This window comes from Pedobacter heparinus DSM 2366 (genome assembly GCF_000023825.1).
Lineage (GTDB): Bacteria > Bacteroidota > Bacteroidia > Sphingobacteriales > Sphingobacteriaceae > Pedobacter > Pedobacter heparinus.
This window is the reverse complement of record NC_013061.1, coordinates 1,970,743-1,986,938: the sequence shown is the minus strand read 5'-3', so window position 1 is coordinate 1,986,938 and position 16,196 is coordinate 1,970,743. Positions and strand designations below refer to the sequence as shown.

At 45.3% G+C, this 16,196-nt stretch carries 10 protein-coding genes; 6 read left to right on the top strand and 4 right to left on the bottom strand.

Annotated elements, in window-relative coordinates; genetic code table 11:
- Nucleotides 1-15 precede the first annotated feature (15 nt).
- On the top strand, nt 16-402 hold the full coding sequence (locus PHEP_RS08405) for a hypothetical protein (protein ID WP_143715718.1): 387 nt from the start codon (nt 16-18) through the stop codon (nt 400-402).
- A 13-nt stretch (nt 403-415) separates the two neighbouring features.
- Here the strand turns inward: PHEP_RS08405 and trxA are convergent, their stop codons facing one another.
- A complete protein-coding gene (gene trxA, locus PHEP_RS08400) occupies nt 416-712 on the bottom strand; it encodes a thioredoxin (RefSeq protein ID WP_015807504.1) in 297 nt (98 codons plus the stop codon).
- A 138-nt stretch (nt 713-850) separates the two neighbouring features.
- Here trxA and PHEP_RS08395 point away from each other — a divergent pair, with 138 nt between their 5' ends.
- From PHEP_RS08395 to pgl, 5 genes are all read left to right on the top strand, one after another.
- On the top strand, nt 851-1,852 hold the full coding sequence (locus tag PHEP_RS08395) for a 2-hydroxyacid dehydrogenase (RefSeq protein ID WP_015807503.1): 1,002 nt from the start codon (nt 851-853) through the stop codon (nt 1,850-1,852).
- Between the two features lie 148 nt (nt 1,853-2,000).
- Entirely contained in the window at nt 2,001-2,765 is a 765-nt protein-coding gene (locus tag PHEP_RS08390; RefSeq protein WP_015807502.1) for an ROK family protein, read from the top strand.
- A 3-nt stretch (nt 2,766-2,768) separates the two neighbouring features.
- Complete coding sequence (gndA, locus tag PHEP_RS08385) at nt 2,769-4,184, top strand: NADP-dependent phosphogluconate dehydrogenase (RefSeq protein WP_015807501.1); 1,416 nt, start codon at nt 2,769-2,771, stop codon at nt 4,182-4,184.
- A 12-nt stretch (nt 4,185-4,196) separates the two neighbouring features.
- Nucleotides 4,197-5,708, top strand: coding sequence for a glucose-6-phosphate dehydrogenase (zwf, locus tag PHEP_RS08380; protein ID WP_015807500.1), 1,512 nt, complete (start codon nt 4,197-4,199; stop codon nt 5,706-5,708).
- Nucleotides 5,708-6,433, top strand: a complete 726-nt coding sequence (pgl, locus tag PHEP_RS08375; RefSeq protein WP_015807499.1) for a 6-phosphogluconolactonase — start codon at nt 5,708-5,710, stop codon at nt 6,431-6,433. The genes zwf and pgl overlap by 1 nt, the downstream gene beginning before the upstream one ends.
- A 61-nt stretch (nt 6,434-6,494) precedes the next feature.
- On the opposite strand, the gene PHEP_RS08370 is transcribed toward pgl, so the two are convergent.
- Genes PHEP_RS08370 through PHEP_RS08360 form a run of 3 tightly spaced genes read right to left on the bottom strand, consistent with a single transcriptional unit; the run spans nt 6,495 to nt 16,033 of the window.
- On the bottom strand, nt 6,495-6,944 hold the full coding sequence (locus PHEP_RS08370; RefSeq protein ID WP_015807498.1) for a DUF1572 family protein: 450 nt from the start codon (nt 6,942-6,944) through the stop codon (nt 6,495-6,497).
- 36 nt (nt 6,945-6,980) lie between these two features.
- A complete protein-coding gene (locus PHEP_RS08365; protein ID WP_015807497.1) occupies nt 6,981-10,994 on the bottom strand; it encodes a hypothetical protein in 4,014 nt (1,337 codons plus the stop codon).
- A gap of 17 nt (nt 10,995-11,011) precedes the next feature.
- Complete coding sequence (locus PHEP_RS08360) at nt 11,012-16,033, bottom strand: hypothetical protein (RefSeq protein ID WP_015807496.1); 5,022 nt, start codon at nt 16,031-16,033, stop codon at nt 11,012-11,014.
- Nucleotides 16,034-16,196 lie beyond the last annotated feature (163 nt).

Genomic DNA, 16,196 nt, shown 5'->3' with positions numbered 1-16,196 from the left:
CTAAATTACATAAAGATGAAAACTACTTATAAAATAAGCTTAAGCTTTGTCCTGATCAACACCCTATTCCTATTCAGCGCTGCAAATGCACAGGACAAAAAAGCGATAACCGCACAGCAAATCATAGACGGAACAGCTCCAGGTTTAAAATATGGGCCCAAAGCACAGCAAAAGATAACAACAACAGATAGCGAGAAAGAAAAAGCCTACAAAAGCGGAGACTTTGGTACTTATATATTTACAAATTACAAAAGCACAGCACCGCAAGGCTTAAATAAACGCTCAAAACAAGCCGGCGCTAACGCAACAGGCTCAGCAAAGCTTCCAAGTGATGCCCCTCAGCCAGCTCAAAAAGAAGAGAAAAAATCCGAAGCACCAAAACTTCCTACGCAGGGTGAGTAATGGATGCTGAATATTAAATAAATCCGTCAATAATACTTTTAAGCTGGCCAGCTTGTATTACCCCGCTCTGCCGCCATTTGGTCTGTCCGTTTTTAAAAAGAATAAGTGTAGGTACACCCTGAATGTTGAACTGTTTAGAAACTTCAGGGTTTTTATCTACATCCACTTTTAATATGGTAGCGCTGTCTCCAATCATGCCTTTCAGCTGCTGTAATATTGGCGCCATCATTTTACACGGCCCGCACCATTCTGCCGAAAAATCGACCAGCACCGGTTTATCTGAATTGATGATTTCTTTAAAACTTGCCATAACACTTTTTTATAACCTATTTAACAAGCCATCTCCTCAAAAGGTTTCAGCATGCTTAAGTTCTCAGTTTAAAACACATCTTAACATAAGATTTCCTATTTTAGCCGCATGCCTTCGGTATTTAAATAGTAGCTCAATATGAAAATAGCATTTTTTTCTGCCAAACCTTATGACAAAACATTTTTCAACAGGTACAATGAAGCATATGGTTTTGAGTTGGAGTTCTGGGAAACACATCTGGGGCCGCATATCGTAAATGCCATCACACCGGGCACTGAAGCTGTTTGCGTATTTGTAAACGATAAACTTACCGGCGAAGTGATCGATATCATGGCGGCAAAAGGCGTTAAAATAATAGCTTTACGCTGTGCCGGCTTCAATAATGTAGACCTGGAAAGGGCTAAAAAACAGGGCATCAGAATCTGCAGGGTCCCTGCATATTCTCCCGAAGCTGTTGCAGAACATGCCGTTGCTATGCTGCTCACCTTAAACAGAAAAACACACAAAGCCTATAACCGTGTACGTGAGCAAAACTTCTCGCTCAACGGTCTGCTGGGTTTCAACCTGTATGGTCGTACAACAGGTGTTATCGGAACAGGTAAAATAGGGAAAGCGTTCATCAAAATTATGCTGGGCTTTGGTTGCAAAGTTTTGGCCTGCGATCTCTATGAAGATGAAACATTAAAAGCTGAAGGTGTTCAGTACCTCTCTTTCGACGAGGTATTAAACCAGTCAGACATCCTGTCTCTCCATTGTCCACTTAATGCCGAAAACCACTACCTGATCAATGAAAGCAGCATCGTTAAAACGAAAAAAGGTGTCACCATCATCAACACCAGTCGCGGCGGATTACTCAACACACACGATGTGATCCAGGCTTTAAAATCCGGACATATTGCTTATCTGGGAATAGATGTTTACGAACAGGAAGAACAGCTTTTTTTCAAAGATCTTTCAGGATCTATCATAGCAAATGACGAGATCCAACGCTTAATGAGCTTTCCCAATGTACTGGTTACCGGTCATCAGGCTTTTTTTACAGAAGAAGCCCTTTCACAAATCGCCACGATTACCTTAAACAGTATCGATCACCTCATTAAAGGTTCCGCACCAGCAGATCCGTCTGTATTGCTCGTGTAAGGTTATCCATGCTTAAAGGTCATTGATATTACAAAAAAAGAACATATCAACTGATGAATAAGCAGATTGTATAGATGAATATTGATCATAATTTTGTTATTTTGAAGGATATTAAAGAACAGGCCATTTTTTATTCAAAAAACAAAACATGCCAGTTACAACAAAAAACGAGCAAACCCGTAATATTTTATCCATCGATATTGGCGGCACAAGCATTAAGGCCTGCATTTTAAACCCCAATGGCGACCTGCTTTCCGAGTTTAAAAAACTCCCGACCCCCGATAATGCTACTCCCCAGGCTGTGCTCAAATGCATTAAAGAACTGGTAGCTACCCTAAACAACGATTTCGAAAAAATTTCCATCGGCTTTCCTGGTTATGTAAAATGTGGAAAAGTACAAACTGCAGTCAACCTGGCCAAAAACAAATGGACCAATGTAAACCTTGCCCAGCAGGTAAGCGACCTGTTTGGGAAACCTGTACGACTCATCAATGATGCAGATCAGCAGGCTTTGGGCATTGTAGCCGGTAAGGGCTTCGAAATTGTATTTACCGTAGGTACAGGCTTTGGCACCGCCCTGGTTTTTGACGGCGATCTGCTCCCCCATCTGGAACTGGCACACCTGCCCATCACAAAGACAAAAGATTACGACGATTATATTGGCGACAGGGCCTTCGAAAAGATCGGTAAAAAAGAATGGAATGAGCGGCTGCAACGCATCATCGAAATCTACAAAACCGTATTTAACTACGATACCCTTTATATTGGAGGTGGCAACGCCAAACACATTACCCTTGAACTTGACCATAACATCAAACTGGTGTCTAATAAAGATGGCATTAAAGGCGGTGCAAAATTATGGGACCTGGAAGAAAAATATCATGTATATACCAACCATCCCAATAAAAAATAGACGATGAACAATAAATATACATTAGGAATGATAGGCCTGGGCACCATGGGCCGGAATTTATTGCTCAACATGGCCGATCATGGATTCGCAGTAACCGGTTATGACAAAGATGCCAGAATGCTCCAAAAACTGGAAGAAGATGGCAAAGCGCATCACTTAAAAGGCTTCCCCGTTCTTGCAGATTTTATACAAAGTTTAGAACTGCCAAGAAAAGTGATGCTGCTGGTGCCGGCCGGGCAGATTGTCGACAGTGTTATCCAGGAACTTGTCCCTTTGTTAGCCAAGGGCGATATGATCATCGACAGTGGGAACTCCCACTTTACCGATACCAGCCGCAGGGCTGCCGAACTTGACAAACAGGGCATCCACTTCTTCGGCATGGGCATATCCGGTGGTGAAGAAGGCGCACGTTTTGGCCCGAGCATGATGCCTGGGGGCGACAAAACTGCTTACAATGCGGTTAAGCCAATATTGGAAGCCGTAGCTGCCAAAGTAAACGGCGATCCCTGCGTAGCCTATATTGGACCCGGCGCATCTGGTCACTTTGTAAAAATGGTACACAATGGTATAGAATATGCCATTATGCAAATCCTTGCCGAAACTTACGATATGCTTAAACATGGCTTGGGTTATAACAATGAGCAAATCGGCAATACCTTCGCAAAATGGGACGAAGGCAGGCTGCAATGTTTCCTCATAGAGATCACCAAAGATGTGTTTAAAGTAAAAGACCCGAAGTCTGGCGGCTATTTAATCGACATCATCAAAGACGAAGCCATGTCAAAAGGCACCGGAAAATGGACTTCACAGGTATCAATGGACCTGGAATTGCCAATTCCTACCATCGATGAGGCCGTAAGCGCCCGTGACCTTTCCAAATTCAAACAACTGCGTATAGCGCTTAATGCGGCATTGCCACATCCTGCCGAACAGATCAGCAATCCACAGGAATTTGAAGCACAGCTGGAAGAAGCACTTTATTTTGCCATGATCACCTGCTATGCCCAGGGTTTCCACCTGCTTAGCCAGGCTTCCGCAGCATATCAATACGATCTGCACCTGCAGGAAATCTCGCAGATCTGGCGCGGGGGCTGTATCATCAGGGCCGCATTACTGGAAGATATTTATCAGGCTTATAAAAAACAACCCAACCTGGAACACCTGTATGCCGATGCCGGTATCCAGCATAAACTGAAAGAAATTATTCCCGGTACCAGAAAAGTTGTTGGCCATGCCATTCAAAACGGATTCGCCATTCCTGCCCTGGCCTCGGCATTAACCTATTTCGATTCATTAAGAACCGCAAATTCACCACTTAATTTAACCCAGGCCCAAAGAGACTTCTTTGGTGCCCATACTTTTGAACGTACGGATGAAGAAGGCATTTTCCATGCCGACTGGAATTCAAACAATTTGTAAAAACCCGATATAATGAAGACAAGTATCAGCCTCAATCCAACCATAATCGTAATTTTTGGTGGTACCGGTGATTTAAATCTGCGCAAGCTTGCGCCCGCTCTTTACAACCTTTATTCGGATGGTTATATGCCGGAGAAATATGCCATCATTGGCACTGCCAGACGAAAGCTGACTGATGAAAAATTCAGGGAAACCATTATGGATGGTGTAAACAGCTTTTCAAGATCAGGTAAAGTCAAACAGGAAAAATGGAATAAATTTGCCGAACATGTTTTTTACAGTCCGGTAGATGTAGAAGCACCTGAAACTTTTGGCGACCTGAAAGCAAATATTGAAAGGCATCAGAAGGAATTCGGCCCCGACACCCAGATTCTCTATTACCTGGCCGTGGCCCCTAACCTCTTCCCGCTTATTGCAAAATGCCTGTCCAAATACAAACTTGCAGGCAATGAAGACAATTGCAGAATTGTAATTGAAAAACCCTTTGGCCGCGACCTGGAAACTGCAAAAGAACTGAACTGCATACTGACCAGCATATTTTCAGAAAAACAGATCTATCGTATAGATCATTATCTGGGTAAGGAAACCGTACAAAACATTATGGCTTTCCGTTTTGCCAATTCTTTTCTGGAACCGCTGTGGAACCGTACTTATATCGATCATGTCCAGATCTCAGTAACAGAACAACTTGGTGTGGGCGACAGAGGAGGATATTACGAGGGCGCCGGTGCGTTAAGGGATATGATCCAGAACCACCTGCTGCAACTGGTATGTTTAATCGGTATGGAAACACCGGTTAACTTTGACGCCGATGAAATCAGGAATAAAAAGGTAGATGTACTGAAAGCCATGCGTCCTTTTGGTCCTGAAGACATCCGTTTCAGCACCGTAAGGGGCCAGTATACCAAGGGATGGGTTGAAGGAAAAGAAGTACCGGGATACAGACACGAAACCGGCGTTGCTCCCGATTCCAATACCGAAACCTTTGCCGCCATTAAGTTCTTTGTCGACAACTGGCGCTGGCAGGGTGTTCCCTTCTACGTGCGCACCGGTAAACGCTTGTTCCAAACTTCATCCTTAATTACCATTCAGTTTAAAGATGTTCCCCACCATATTTTCCCTTCAACGGTAACCGAACACTGGCAACAAAACCGACTGATCATTAGCATTCAGCCAGAAATGAGTATCCGTTTGCAGGTACAAGGTAAAAGACCAGGATTAGACATGGTACTTAACCCTGTCGACATGGTGTTTGATTACAAAGGTACTTATACCACCGAAAGTCCTGAAGCCTACGAAACTTTATTACTGGATGTGATGACGGGCGATCAGACCCAGTTTATGCGTGCCGATCAGGTAGAAAGTGCCTGGGAACTGTTAATGCCGGTTGTAAATGCCTGGGAAAGTAAAAAATCATTGAGCTTCCCGAATTACACCGCAGATTCATGGGGTCCGGAAGATGCTGAGGCCCTGATTGCCAGGGATGGCTTCCACTGGTTTACGCTTCCCTTAAATAAAGACTAATGAACTTACTGATCTATAAAACACAGCCTGAACTGCTCGAAGACCTTGCCGCTTATATCATCAAAATAGCCAACAAGGCCATCGCCGAACAAGACTGCTTCAATTTTGTACTTACAGGTGGCAACTCGCCAAAGGCCCTGTACGAAATGCTGGCCACTACCTATAAGGACCAAATAGACTGGAGCAAAGTTTATTTCTTTTTTGGTGATGAGCGTAACGTAATGCCTACACATGAAAGTTATAATGGCCTGATGGCAAAAAAGGCCATACTGGACCCACTTAACATTCCTGAAAGCCAGATCTTTTATGTAAATACTACCCTGGCGCCCGAAAAAGCCGCTATAGAGTACAACAAAGCAATTGTAAAACACTTTGACGGGGCCGACCTCGTATTTGACCTCATCTTGCTGGGCATGGGCGATGATGCACACACTGCATCCTTGTTTCCAGGTACGGATATTTTAAACAATAAAAATGTAGAGATCGATTCGGTATTTGTAGAAAAACTCTCTACCTATCGCATCAGCTTTACCGCCCCTTTAATCAATAAGGCAAAAAATGTTGCCTTCCTGGTTTTTGGCGAAAACAAAGCTAAAGCGGTAAAAGAAGTAATTGAAAGCAAAAAAAGAAATACCAGACTCTATCCCGCACAATTGATCAATCCGATTGATGGCGGGGTTACCTGGTTTCTGGACGATGCGGCTGCAAGTCTGCTCGACAATTAAACCTTACAGACCTTAAACAAAAATGCCGGATAAAAATATCCGGCATTTTTGTTTATATACCTTACAGATCCAGTAACCGCCTGTGGTAATTGATCTGCCCAAGGTGATAAGCCAGGTGTCCGCTCAAATGGATCAGCATAAAAGCAACAGAACTTCCCCCCTCCACAATTTTCACCTGTGGGTAATCCTTTTCAAGGTCCTGATCAGTCAGTGGCTCAAGCGCTTCGTTTACAACCTTAATGGTCGCTTCAACCATACGTACCAATTCAGCTCTTGGTACATTTTTCAAAGAAAACTCTAAAGGCCTGTCCCTTACATATCCAGTTTTACCCAATTCAGCCCCTACATAAGTGTTCAGGTTGCCCACCAGATGTAAACAAAGGTTACCCGCAGAATTGGCTATGTTCCGGTCAACATGCCAGATATGCTGTTCGTGCTGATATTGCTCAATTTCAGCTTTTAGTCTGTTCAGGTCTCTTGTAAAGAGTGATTTTAATGCTTCTTTTAACATGGTTCATCTTTTTAACTGAGCCGGTAAAGTTAAGCTTTAACAATCGTCACAGCAAACATCAGCAACCGGAACCAATGCCGACGTACGGTAAATCCGGTAGCCACCCAGGCCTTCAGTCAGCGGATTGATGATTTTCCTTCGTCCCGAAGCTGCTGCCAGCTGAACATTACGGCCAGATTCCATATGCCAGGTATTGTCAAGCGGAAACATCTCTACGCACAATACGCTCAAACTGCTGTTGGCGGGCAGCCCTAATGCCACCAGCTTTGCTTCCACATCTTCCAATTTAAGTACTGCTGTACCATATAAGGTACCATCCTCCCTTTTATCAGATTTTAAAGGCACATAAGGCATCAGGTCCGAATCAATCAGCAAATTCCTATAACTCATACCATCGGCCTGCCTCACCTGCGTATACAACATATACCATAAACTGGTTTGTGGTGGCCGGGCCGATACATTTTTTCCGTTCAGGACCGCCATGGCAAAAGGCGCTGTAATCACCAGTTCATTATTGGTTATTTTTTTAACCAGTCGCTTCCCCCTGCCAGGCCTTTCATTATTTTCAAAAAGTCCAACGGGTATCTTTTTATTTTCCAGCACCCTGCCCCTCAATCCCAGCCAAACCTCATATTTTCTCCGGAAGGCGTTGCAGCTTAATGCAGGTGCCGGGTGCTGCACACCGTTTACTTTTAGCGGCCTGCCATATCTGGCCTGTGCAGTGCTCCAAAGTTCTTTTTTATGCCCCAGTCTAATCTCATAAGTAAAAAAACCGAACAACTCATCACTGTCTGCATGCAACCCTGGTGGCAAAGGCACCATATAATACCTGGTATTGCCCCCTGTATTGTCTTCAGCAATCATCTGTTGCATCGCACCCATTCCCGCAAAATCATTGTCCATACCCGGACTGATCACCCTTATCTTTTCCTCATTGATACCCAAAGGCGGATCGGCCGGATCGTAGCTGATCAGCTCCCCGTTCATGTTGCACAGCAATGGGTCGGGCGCATTGGCCAGCACCCTTACAAAATAAGTATCGTTCGGATCGGCTGGGGGCTCTGCCATTTCCAGCCATAAAAACCGCTGCCGCATCTCTGTTGAAGCATACCTTTCCACATCTGCCACATAAGGCGATAAAGCAATACCTGCCGAAACCAGTTGAGGTACCTGGTGCGGAATAATCGTTACCGGCAAATGTACTTCGGCAGTTATTTCCTCTTTTCCCGTCTCAGGATCAACATCTTTCAGGCTACCCGAAAATTCCGGTCTGAAATTCAGCACTATCCTGTACTCCAGCATGGTTTCCGTAGGAAAGGCATCGTTCGCTTTTTTCGGATCAAAGGCATCCAGAAATATCAGGCGTGTACTTTCCCGGTCGGCATCATATAAGGCATTGATGTTTGCCGTATCCGAAAGCCTGATGGTTCCTGCCAGCTCATCCACCGCCGGATAATCCACATCCAGCTCATGCTTCCATTTTCTGTACACAGAAACACTTTCAGGCATCAGCCCATCCCAGGCCCAGTCGCGTTTTAAGGTATAATCTACCGCAATTATCCATTGGTTATACAATTCCCCTAGCGAAGAAAAAGACACCGAAGAAGAATCCGGGGCCAGCGAATGCCGCATCAGTTTAGAACAGCCAAATTGGGTACGCCTGCCCTTTTCGCCCTCTATGGTCAGGTTATGCGCACTAAGGTTCAGTGCATCTGCCAGTCTGGAAAGCTCTGGCGGGGTACTGCTTTTCAGGATATTAAGCACCATAAAATTCTTTTGCCCAATTACTTTATTCTGGTCGGCAGCATGCTCGGGCTGCAGATAAATGGCCTTAAGCCCCATTTCTGTGGCCTGTAACAAGTCCCTTTCATCTTTGGCCGGTTTAAAGGAAGTCAGCCTGATCTTTTTCCCTTCCAGAATACCCTCATCCGCATAGTTATTATCGGCCATTTTAATGATCGGTGTAAAAGTAAGGCGCAGGTGCCTGGATGTAGGCAATACCAGCTCTGCAGCACTACCCTTATCCGCAAGGCCATTTTCAAAATCCAGCACTTTAAAATCCCTGTACACCACACTCAGGGCAAACTCCTGGTCGTATTTATTTAAAGCTTTGTCCAGTTCATATTCCTTTTCATACCACAAAATATAAGGCTCCCTGCCACTTTCCGAAAGCACATTGTCCATTTCCAGGCTCTTTACCTCTACGCTCACTTTAAAATAATCCACATCCGGATCGGCAAGGCCAATATCTACGCTGCTCTTATCTGGTCCGGCAGGTACATTGTCCAGTATGGCCTTTAACTGTGCTACCGCATCTGTATACTTACCGGTATATACCACTGCCGGATAAGCCAGCAAGGGCCTTTTAATTCTTAAAACAGGATTATTGGCATCCACTATGTTTTCAAGGATACTGGTATCTGCAAGTGGTACCGCAGCCGTCCCTTCCACAAGCAAATCGTAGGCCTCTTTTGCATTCAGCAGGTTTAAGTTACCTGCTGCAACATATCTTTTAAAATGTGTTTTGGCAACCGGCCTTTCGCCCCCGTTTACAGGTTCATCACCCACAAGGGGGCCACCACCGGAAATATCCATCATCCTGATGCGAAACTGGTATTTACGACCATAAACCAGCGGAAATACATGCTCGGGGTCGGGAACGTAAGGATGATAGGTTTTCTTGGCAATGCTATTGATGGTATTGTCGGGCAGGTCGGGGCGTGGCTGTACCATCTGGTCATGCGTCAGCCTGTTGATCTCCTCCGCATCCTTATCTGCGATGGTCAGCGGCTTGCCTGCCCAGCTGCTAAAATACATGGGCAGCCAGAAACCATCTGCTTTAGAATTGCCATGCGATGCGGGGTGCACCTCTATCCCTGGTTCCAGCACTGCTCCTGCTTCGGCAATCTGAATACGGCCCTGTGCCAGTGCCGTACTCCTTTCAGCAATCACGCTGTTCTGGCTATGCCATCGGTCATCATCAGCTGTTTTAACATCTACACGATACCCAAACACGCCTAAAGGGGCTTCTACCGGATTACCCGTCTGTTCCTCTTTTTGCAGCATTTGCCGGTTAAACCAGATGGCAATCTGCTCATCATCCCAGCCCAGGCGCAGGCCAATATCTTTTAAAGGTGGGTTAGACTTATCTTTCTCCTGCAACAGGTCCTGGTTAACAGGCTGGTTGGCATGTACAATTTTGGCAAAGCCATCATCATAAAAAATGGCTTCCCGCATAATTTCGTCATAGCCGGTATTGTTCTCGGCCAGCTCCCTTACCGGAAACTGTACCGGCGCAAACAATATCCGTTCATTTTTTCCTTTAAGTGCAGGTATCCTTGCTGCAAACTGCAATTTTCCAATCCCCGCAAAATCGCTGCCCGCAGCCAGCTCCGTATACAGCCAGCCACCTTCCTCAAAAAGTTTTTCATTTTCCGGGAAACGAACAGAGGCCTTATAAATCAGGCCTACCTTTTGGGCAAGTAAAGGATTACGCAAGCAATAGGCAATTACTTTCCCCCAGGAAAGCGTATCCCTGTCGGTCGGCTCATCGCTAACCTGTTTGTCCTTATTCTTTACCGCACACTGGTATTCATCTCCTGTTAATGCATACCTTGTTTTGGGCTTTACAAAATTAAAAGCAGCCCTGTAACTTTCCGGCAGGTACTTACGGATGGCGCAGTCTTTATATTTTTCTATAGTAGCACCAGCTTTCTGCTCTTGCAGTCTGGTTTCGTCCTCATCAATTTTCCTGCCGTCAAACTCTTCCAGCTGGGCCTTTAAGGCTTCCCATACCGGGCGGGTATTTTCTACCGGATTTTCCAGTTCAGTTTCCAGTTCAAAATTAACACCGCTTGTTAAAGGCAGTCCGTCCAGACTGTTGATCACCATCGCCTTAAAATTAAGCTGTGCATCGGCAAATGCAGGCTGACCGTCTTTTAAAGGTGCCAGCGGGTTCAGGTTACGGGGTATAATCACAATATTGAAAACAATCCTGCCGTTTTCATAACGCTGAGGAAAGCTAAGGATACATAGGGTTATTGGTTCCATGGTAGTTGTTCTGTTGGTTAAGCAATCTGACGGGTTTCCTGCCAGGTTTCGGAGAAATTGATGTCAATTACCCAGAAAATGCTGATGTCTAAAGCGAAGGTGCACATGGCAATGCAGCTGGTTGGTCCGCCACCCAGTTGTTTCTCTATTTTTCCGGCCGCTTCTATCTGGATGGTTACGGTTACAATGCCCCCGAAGATCTCTGCACGGCCCCTGAAATAAATAAATGCACCTACAATAAGTACTTCGGTATTCAGCGACATATCTACCCCCACCATATACAGTACAGATACACTGCCTATTACCGGCAGGCCAACACAAAGTTCTATACCAAAGCCAAATTTAAAATAGAGCGTTGGCGGGTTCTTCAAATCGGCAGCCAGGCCCACTTCTGCCCTTCCGGTTGCATACACCGTAGCTGCAGCAAGCGATACGCACATCACCCTTAAATCGGCACCAAGCTCCAAAAATGCACCAGCCGAGGGAATGATCTGGTCTATCGTATTGGGTATTTTCATTGGCTGATTAAAATAGCAGCCAATTTTAAAGTAGGCGTCCAGTTTAAGTGGTGTGGTTGGCGAGTTGTAATTGATCGGATCGAAGGGAAATTTCACAAAAGGGATTTCTTTAGAAGCCTTAAACTTATATTCCCATGAATCTGCCGCATTGCTCATGGCAATCTGCAAGCCTTTTTTTACCGCCTCAACCGGCTGTGTCGGGTCCAGGTTATCCAGGAATTCGAGTATCTGGTATATTTTTTCAAGTGGCTCGGCCAGTTTCAGCTGTGGGGCATTGCCCGAATCAAATCCGGGGCTGGCCGAAGCTTTGGCCTTAAAATCACCACTAATCGTCATCAGCGATTTAAAAGAGGCCAGGTCTACCACAATGCTCATATTGCTCAGCTCATTTTTCCATTTGTCGCCCCCTGCGGCCGAGTCGGTTACATAATTAACCAATGTGCCCGATTTTGTGCCACCTTTTGTCTCACTTTTATACTGGATATACATCCTGAAAGCATCGCCTGCTTTACCAATGACATCAAATTCAAAATGATCCGGAACAGGAAAATTGTTAATCGCTTTAGACAATCCTGTAGAAAGGATATCTGTGGCCGATTCAACTACATTTTCTATCTGCAAAGCATTCACCATGTTCGGAAAAGGCCCTTTGCTGTTCAGCAACCTGAAACTATCGGCCAGTAAAGGCGCCTCTGTAATCATGGCCAGCGGATTGTTCAGGTCATATCTTGGATCACCGAGCAGCAATTTCTGTGTTCCTGTATTCTGCACATAACCATACCGCCGCAAAAAAGTTACCTTGTTCAGCAAAGCATCCGGAAAAGCCACCTGCGAAACCGGACTTTTGCCATACAGTACAAAACCCGCTTTGTCACGGGCCCTTTCACCTATCCGGATCAGTGGTACACTCTGTTTGTTGGCCACAGGGCTTACCTCACCGCTCTGCTTATCCAGTTCCACCACACTCCAGCTGCCATCTGCCGGCAACTGTACCGATCCTTTTCCGGCAACAATAAACACATGCTTCGTCTCATCATCTTTTTCAAATGAGGCATTTACCTCTACCCGCTCCAGCTGCATCAGCTGCAAACTTTTGGCCAGGCTAACCGCACAATCTACCCTCCCGCCTATTGAATTCTGGCTGTTCAGCATCAGTTGTCTGAACGTATCGGCAGGCACAGGAACACCAGAGGGCAGTACCTGCAAATAACCTTTAAACTGCTTGCCGGTTACATATTTTCCATTCAGTCCGCTGGTTACATTTTCTATGGCCACATCCGCATCAAAAGTTACCCCTATAAACCGGGCAGGCACTGTGCTGGCCGGTCCGGTATCAGTCACATAACCATTCCCTGCTACCCTATAGTCGCCATCTTCAGGTGTATAAGGCAGTGCCATCACGTCACCATCTATTTCCCTGATGTTGTGCACATTAAACAAGCCCTCTATTACACCTGGATGAAACACATAAGGATTCTGGAAAAAGCCGACACTGTTTTTATCGTTTGCCTTGTTACGGGCCCTGAAAGAAAAATCGAACAAGCCGTCACTCTTGGCAATCCAGCCACTGTCTTCCCTAAAAATGATTGCATTGTTCCTGCGATAAAGAGTAATGGTCCTGATCACGGTAATTCCCCATGGGTACAGTACACTGATTACCTGTACCACCTCGTGGGCTACCCTGCCCCTCATCACATCAAACTTAACCTGGGTCACATCCCCATATTTGGCCAGGGGTTTTAACCAGTTGCTAAAGGTACTTGCACCATAGCCAGAAAAATCAATATGAGTAAGCGGCACCCCATCATCCTTAACCCCCGCTGCAAACACATTGTTAAAAATATCATGTACAGTTTGCCCTAAAATGCTCTTGTCAATCTCATTTCCATAAGGGTCCGTCAGGTTTCTTTCCTGCTTGGTAAGTCCCGTTAACAATGGAGGGAGCTCCGGATTATCAGGTTTCTCGGCAGCAATCCTGAACTGCATGCCTCCTTTAAGCTTAAACGTATTTTTAGTTAAAGAAAATTCTGGTTGTATAAAATCAAGGTGCCTGCTGTTCATGCGCGCCTGATCTGGATTGTAGGGCGTTAAATAAGCCAGAGAAAGCTTACCATTGGGCAAACCAAAAAGCACACTGCTTTGCAATTTGGCCCTTTCTGCATCCGTCAGCTGGGTTTCCCCGGCGCTAACCACTATGCCATCCGCTGGTTTAAGGTTCTGCTTAAACCGGTTCATATAAGCCTTGGGGTCAATGCTTAAAGACCTGATGTCATTTTGTGTAAATATCGTCGCGGGCCCATTGTCCTTAAAGCCAATCAGGCCTTCAGGCGGATCGGCACTAACCAGGGGCTTACTCAGGTTAATCAGGGGTTCCCAGGAAATATGTGGCAGTGTAAAGCCGTTTAACAGGGCCATTGGGGCACGGAGCTGCATGCGCTCAACTGTTACCACCTCGCTTTGGTTGCTGGCCTGCACACTTGCATAACGCTCTGTAAATGCTGTTCGCTGGTCAAACGACATAGAAATGCCCAGCAAATCATAATTGGTACTCAGGTCCAGCAAAGAGAAAATATCCTGGCGCCGTTCATCGCCATTCCTGTATTTTTCAGAATAAGTGATGCTTTCCGGACTCGTCAGGTGCCCGTAAGCACCCAGTACACCCGGGCTTCCCGAGTTGTCATCCAAACTGCCACCAAACAATGGCAGCCCTGCCAGCTGACTGTACATCAACTTAAAATCTACATTAACCAATCCCCCCAGGCCATTGTCATGGTCCCATTTACAAACAGAGGCCAGAATACACTTTGCACTTCTGTTATAGGCAGCAACATCTCTGTAAACCCCTATATTTCTTTCTTTTCTTAATGTGCGGGAAGTATAAGGATGTGGTAAGGTCGGAATCAGGTCCAGCAAACCATACAATATAGTCAGGTTGCCTGTTTTCAATAGGTTTTGTTCATCAAAACTACCCGACAGTATCACCATAGCCGGTGGCGTGGTTATAAAATAAGCATTGCGGATGGCAAACTGGTATGGTTTTTCAGCCTTATTTTCAGTTGCCATATCCTGGTCCCATACCATCATCTGGCTGGCTGTTTCTGTGATATATTTCACATAAATACTGTCCAGGGTAGCCGGGGCAACCGCAATTCCGTCGGCCCTTATGGGTTTATCAATTTCAAACTGCACATCTGCAAGTACAGAAATATTTTCTGCACCCTCTTCAGCACTGTTGTACTCCAGTTTTTTCTTATGTAAAAAAGAAAGTTTGGCTTTTGTTTGTACAGGAATATCGCCTTCCCTGTTCCATAAAGTATACTGTTCTTCCAGTAACTTAAAATCAGCCAGCTGTTCACGGATAGAGATCAAACCTGGTTCGGCCAGCAGTACCGGCCTGTTCAGGCTTACCCAATCCGAACCATTCCCTGCGCCTTTCCATATCGCCTGTAAACCCACATTACAGGCCAGGGCAATACCGCCATTGTTTTTGATTGCAAAAGGCTTGTCGATATCCAGTTCGGCTACTGCCAGGCACCAGGCTGCAGAAGCTGAAGGTGCAGTACCCTGCAGTTTAAAAAAATCCGATTTGCAATCGTTTACGGTAAAGTCGGGCACATCACTTTTCAGCCTGATCAGCACGCGGTTAAGGTCGGCACTAAAAGTATTCTGGCTATCTGGAATCCAGTCAAATCGCTTCTGATCGCCATATAACTGCCAGCTGCAAGTCCCCAGTCTAAATACCGTCCATTTATTGTTCGCATAGTTAAAAGCTACCTGTGCGGGTAATTTCAGGTCGGCCATACGTGCATCAATGCCCACTGCGCCCGTTCCACTGGCAGTAAAACTATTGTCCAGTTCCAGCTCCAAAGAAAAGCTGGTGGTTAAGGGCAAAGTCATTTTATCGGCACTCAGTGTCTGGTTCTGGTTCAGCAACAGCTTTCCGCCCGATATTTTTAAACCCGTATAAGTACCTGTACCCGCCTTAATGTTAAACAGGTCGGCCCTGATCCAGATGCTCCCCTTTGCCAGATTGAACTGCATAGCAGGTCTGGCGTTCAGTATGCCTGTTCTAACCGGAACCAGCATCAAAGGTCTGGAATCACCAGCCACATAAATCTTTACCAGCTTTTCATACTTGTAAAAATCAAACCAATACAACCTGCCATCATCGGCTTTAAAGGGGCCCATTGTTTTTTCCGGACTGGCCAAACTTCCCAGCCATGTTTCCGTTCCGGGCATGGCAATAGCCGAAAGCGGCATTTCCCTACGTACCACCTGATATTCATTGGCCTTATCCGGCAGTTTAACATTGGCAAATTTGCGCAGCAAACTGCTGTTTTCAATGTTTTCTTTGATTACTGAGGCTGTTTCATTTTTCAGTACGCTGAGATTGCCGGCATTAAGGTCTGCCTTTTGGAGTAAACCCACTAAATTTTCAAGGCTTGTGTTTTTGTTTTCCGGTTGGTCCTTAAGGTCGTGGATCAGACGAAGGTAGTTTTCGAGGGGAGATGATTCAGGCATATTAATATAGGATAGATTAATAAATTGAACTATAGGTACAGCATAAAAAAGCAGGTAAGCGCTTGAGCGTTAGCGCATGGAGACGGATAGAATGTATATTAAATGTAGAAAGGTTTTAATTAAAAACAAAGTTTTTAATTAAATATAATCCCACAAATGTTGA

Bases quoted from the DNA above. Each gene is read 5' to 3' on its own strand.
- PHEP_RS08405 (WP_143715718.1), top strand. From the start codon at position 16: ATGAAAACTACTTATAAAATAAGCTTAAGCTTTGTCCTGATCAACACC.
- trxA (WP_015807504.1), bottom strand. From the start codon at position 712: ATGGCAAGTTTTAAAGAAATCATCAATTCAGATAAACCGGTGCTGGTC.
- PHEP_RS08395 (WP_015807503.1), top strand. From the start codon at position 851: ATGAAAATAGCATTTTTTTCTGCCAAACCTTATGACAAAACATTTTTC.
- PHEP_RS08390 (WP_015807502.1), top strand. From the start codon at position 2,001: ATGCCAGTTACAACAAAAAACGAGCAAACCCGTAATATTTTATCCATC.
- gndA (WP_015807501.1), top strand. From the start codon at position 2,769: ATGAACAATAAATATACATTAGGAATGATAGGCCTGGGCACCATGGGC.
- zwf (WP_015807500.1), top strand. From the start codon at position 4,197: ATGAAGACAAGTATCAGCCTCAATCCAACCATAATCGTAATTTTTGGT.
- pgl (WP_015807499.1), top strand. From the start codon at position 5,708: ATGAACTTACTGATCTATAAAACACAGCCTGAACTGCTCGAAGACCTT.
- PHEP_RS08370 (WP_015807498.1), bottom strand. From the start codon at position 6,944: ATGTTAAAAGAAGCATTAAAATCACTCTTTACAAGAGACCTGAACAGA.
- PHEP_RS08365 (WP_015807497.1), bottom strand. From the start codon at position 10,994: ATGGAACCAATAACCCTATGTATCCTTAGCTTTCCTCAGCGTTATGAA.
- PHEP_RS08360 (WP_015807496.1), bottom strand. From the start codon at position 16,033: ATGCCTGAATCATCTCCCCTCGAAAACTACCTTCGTCTGATCCACGAC.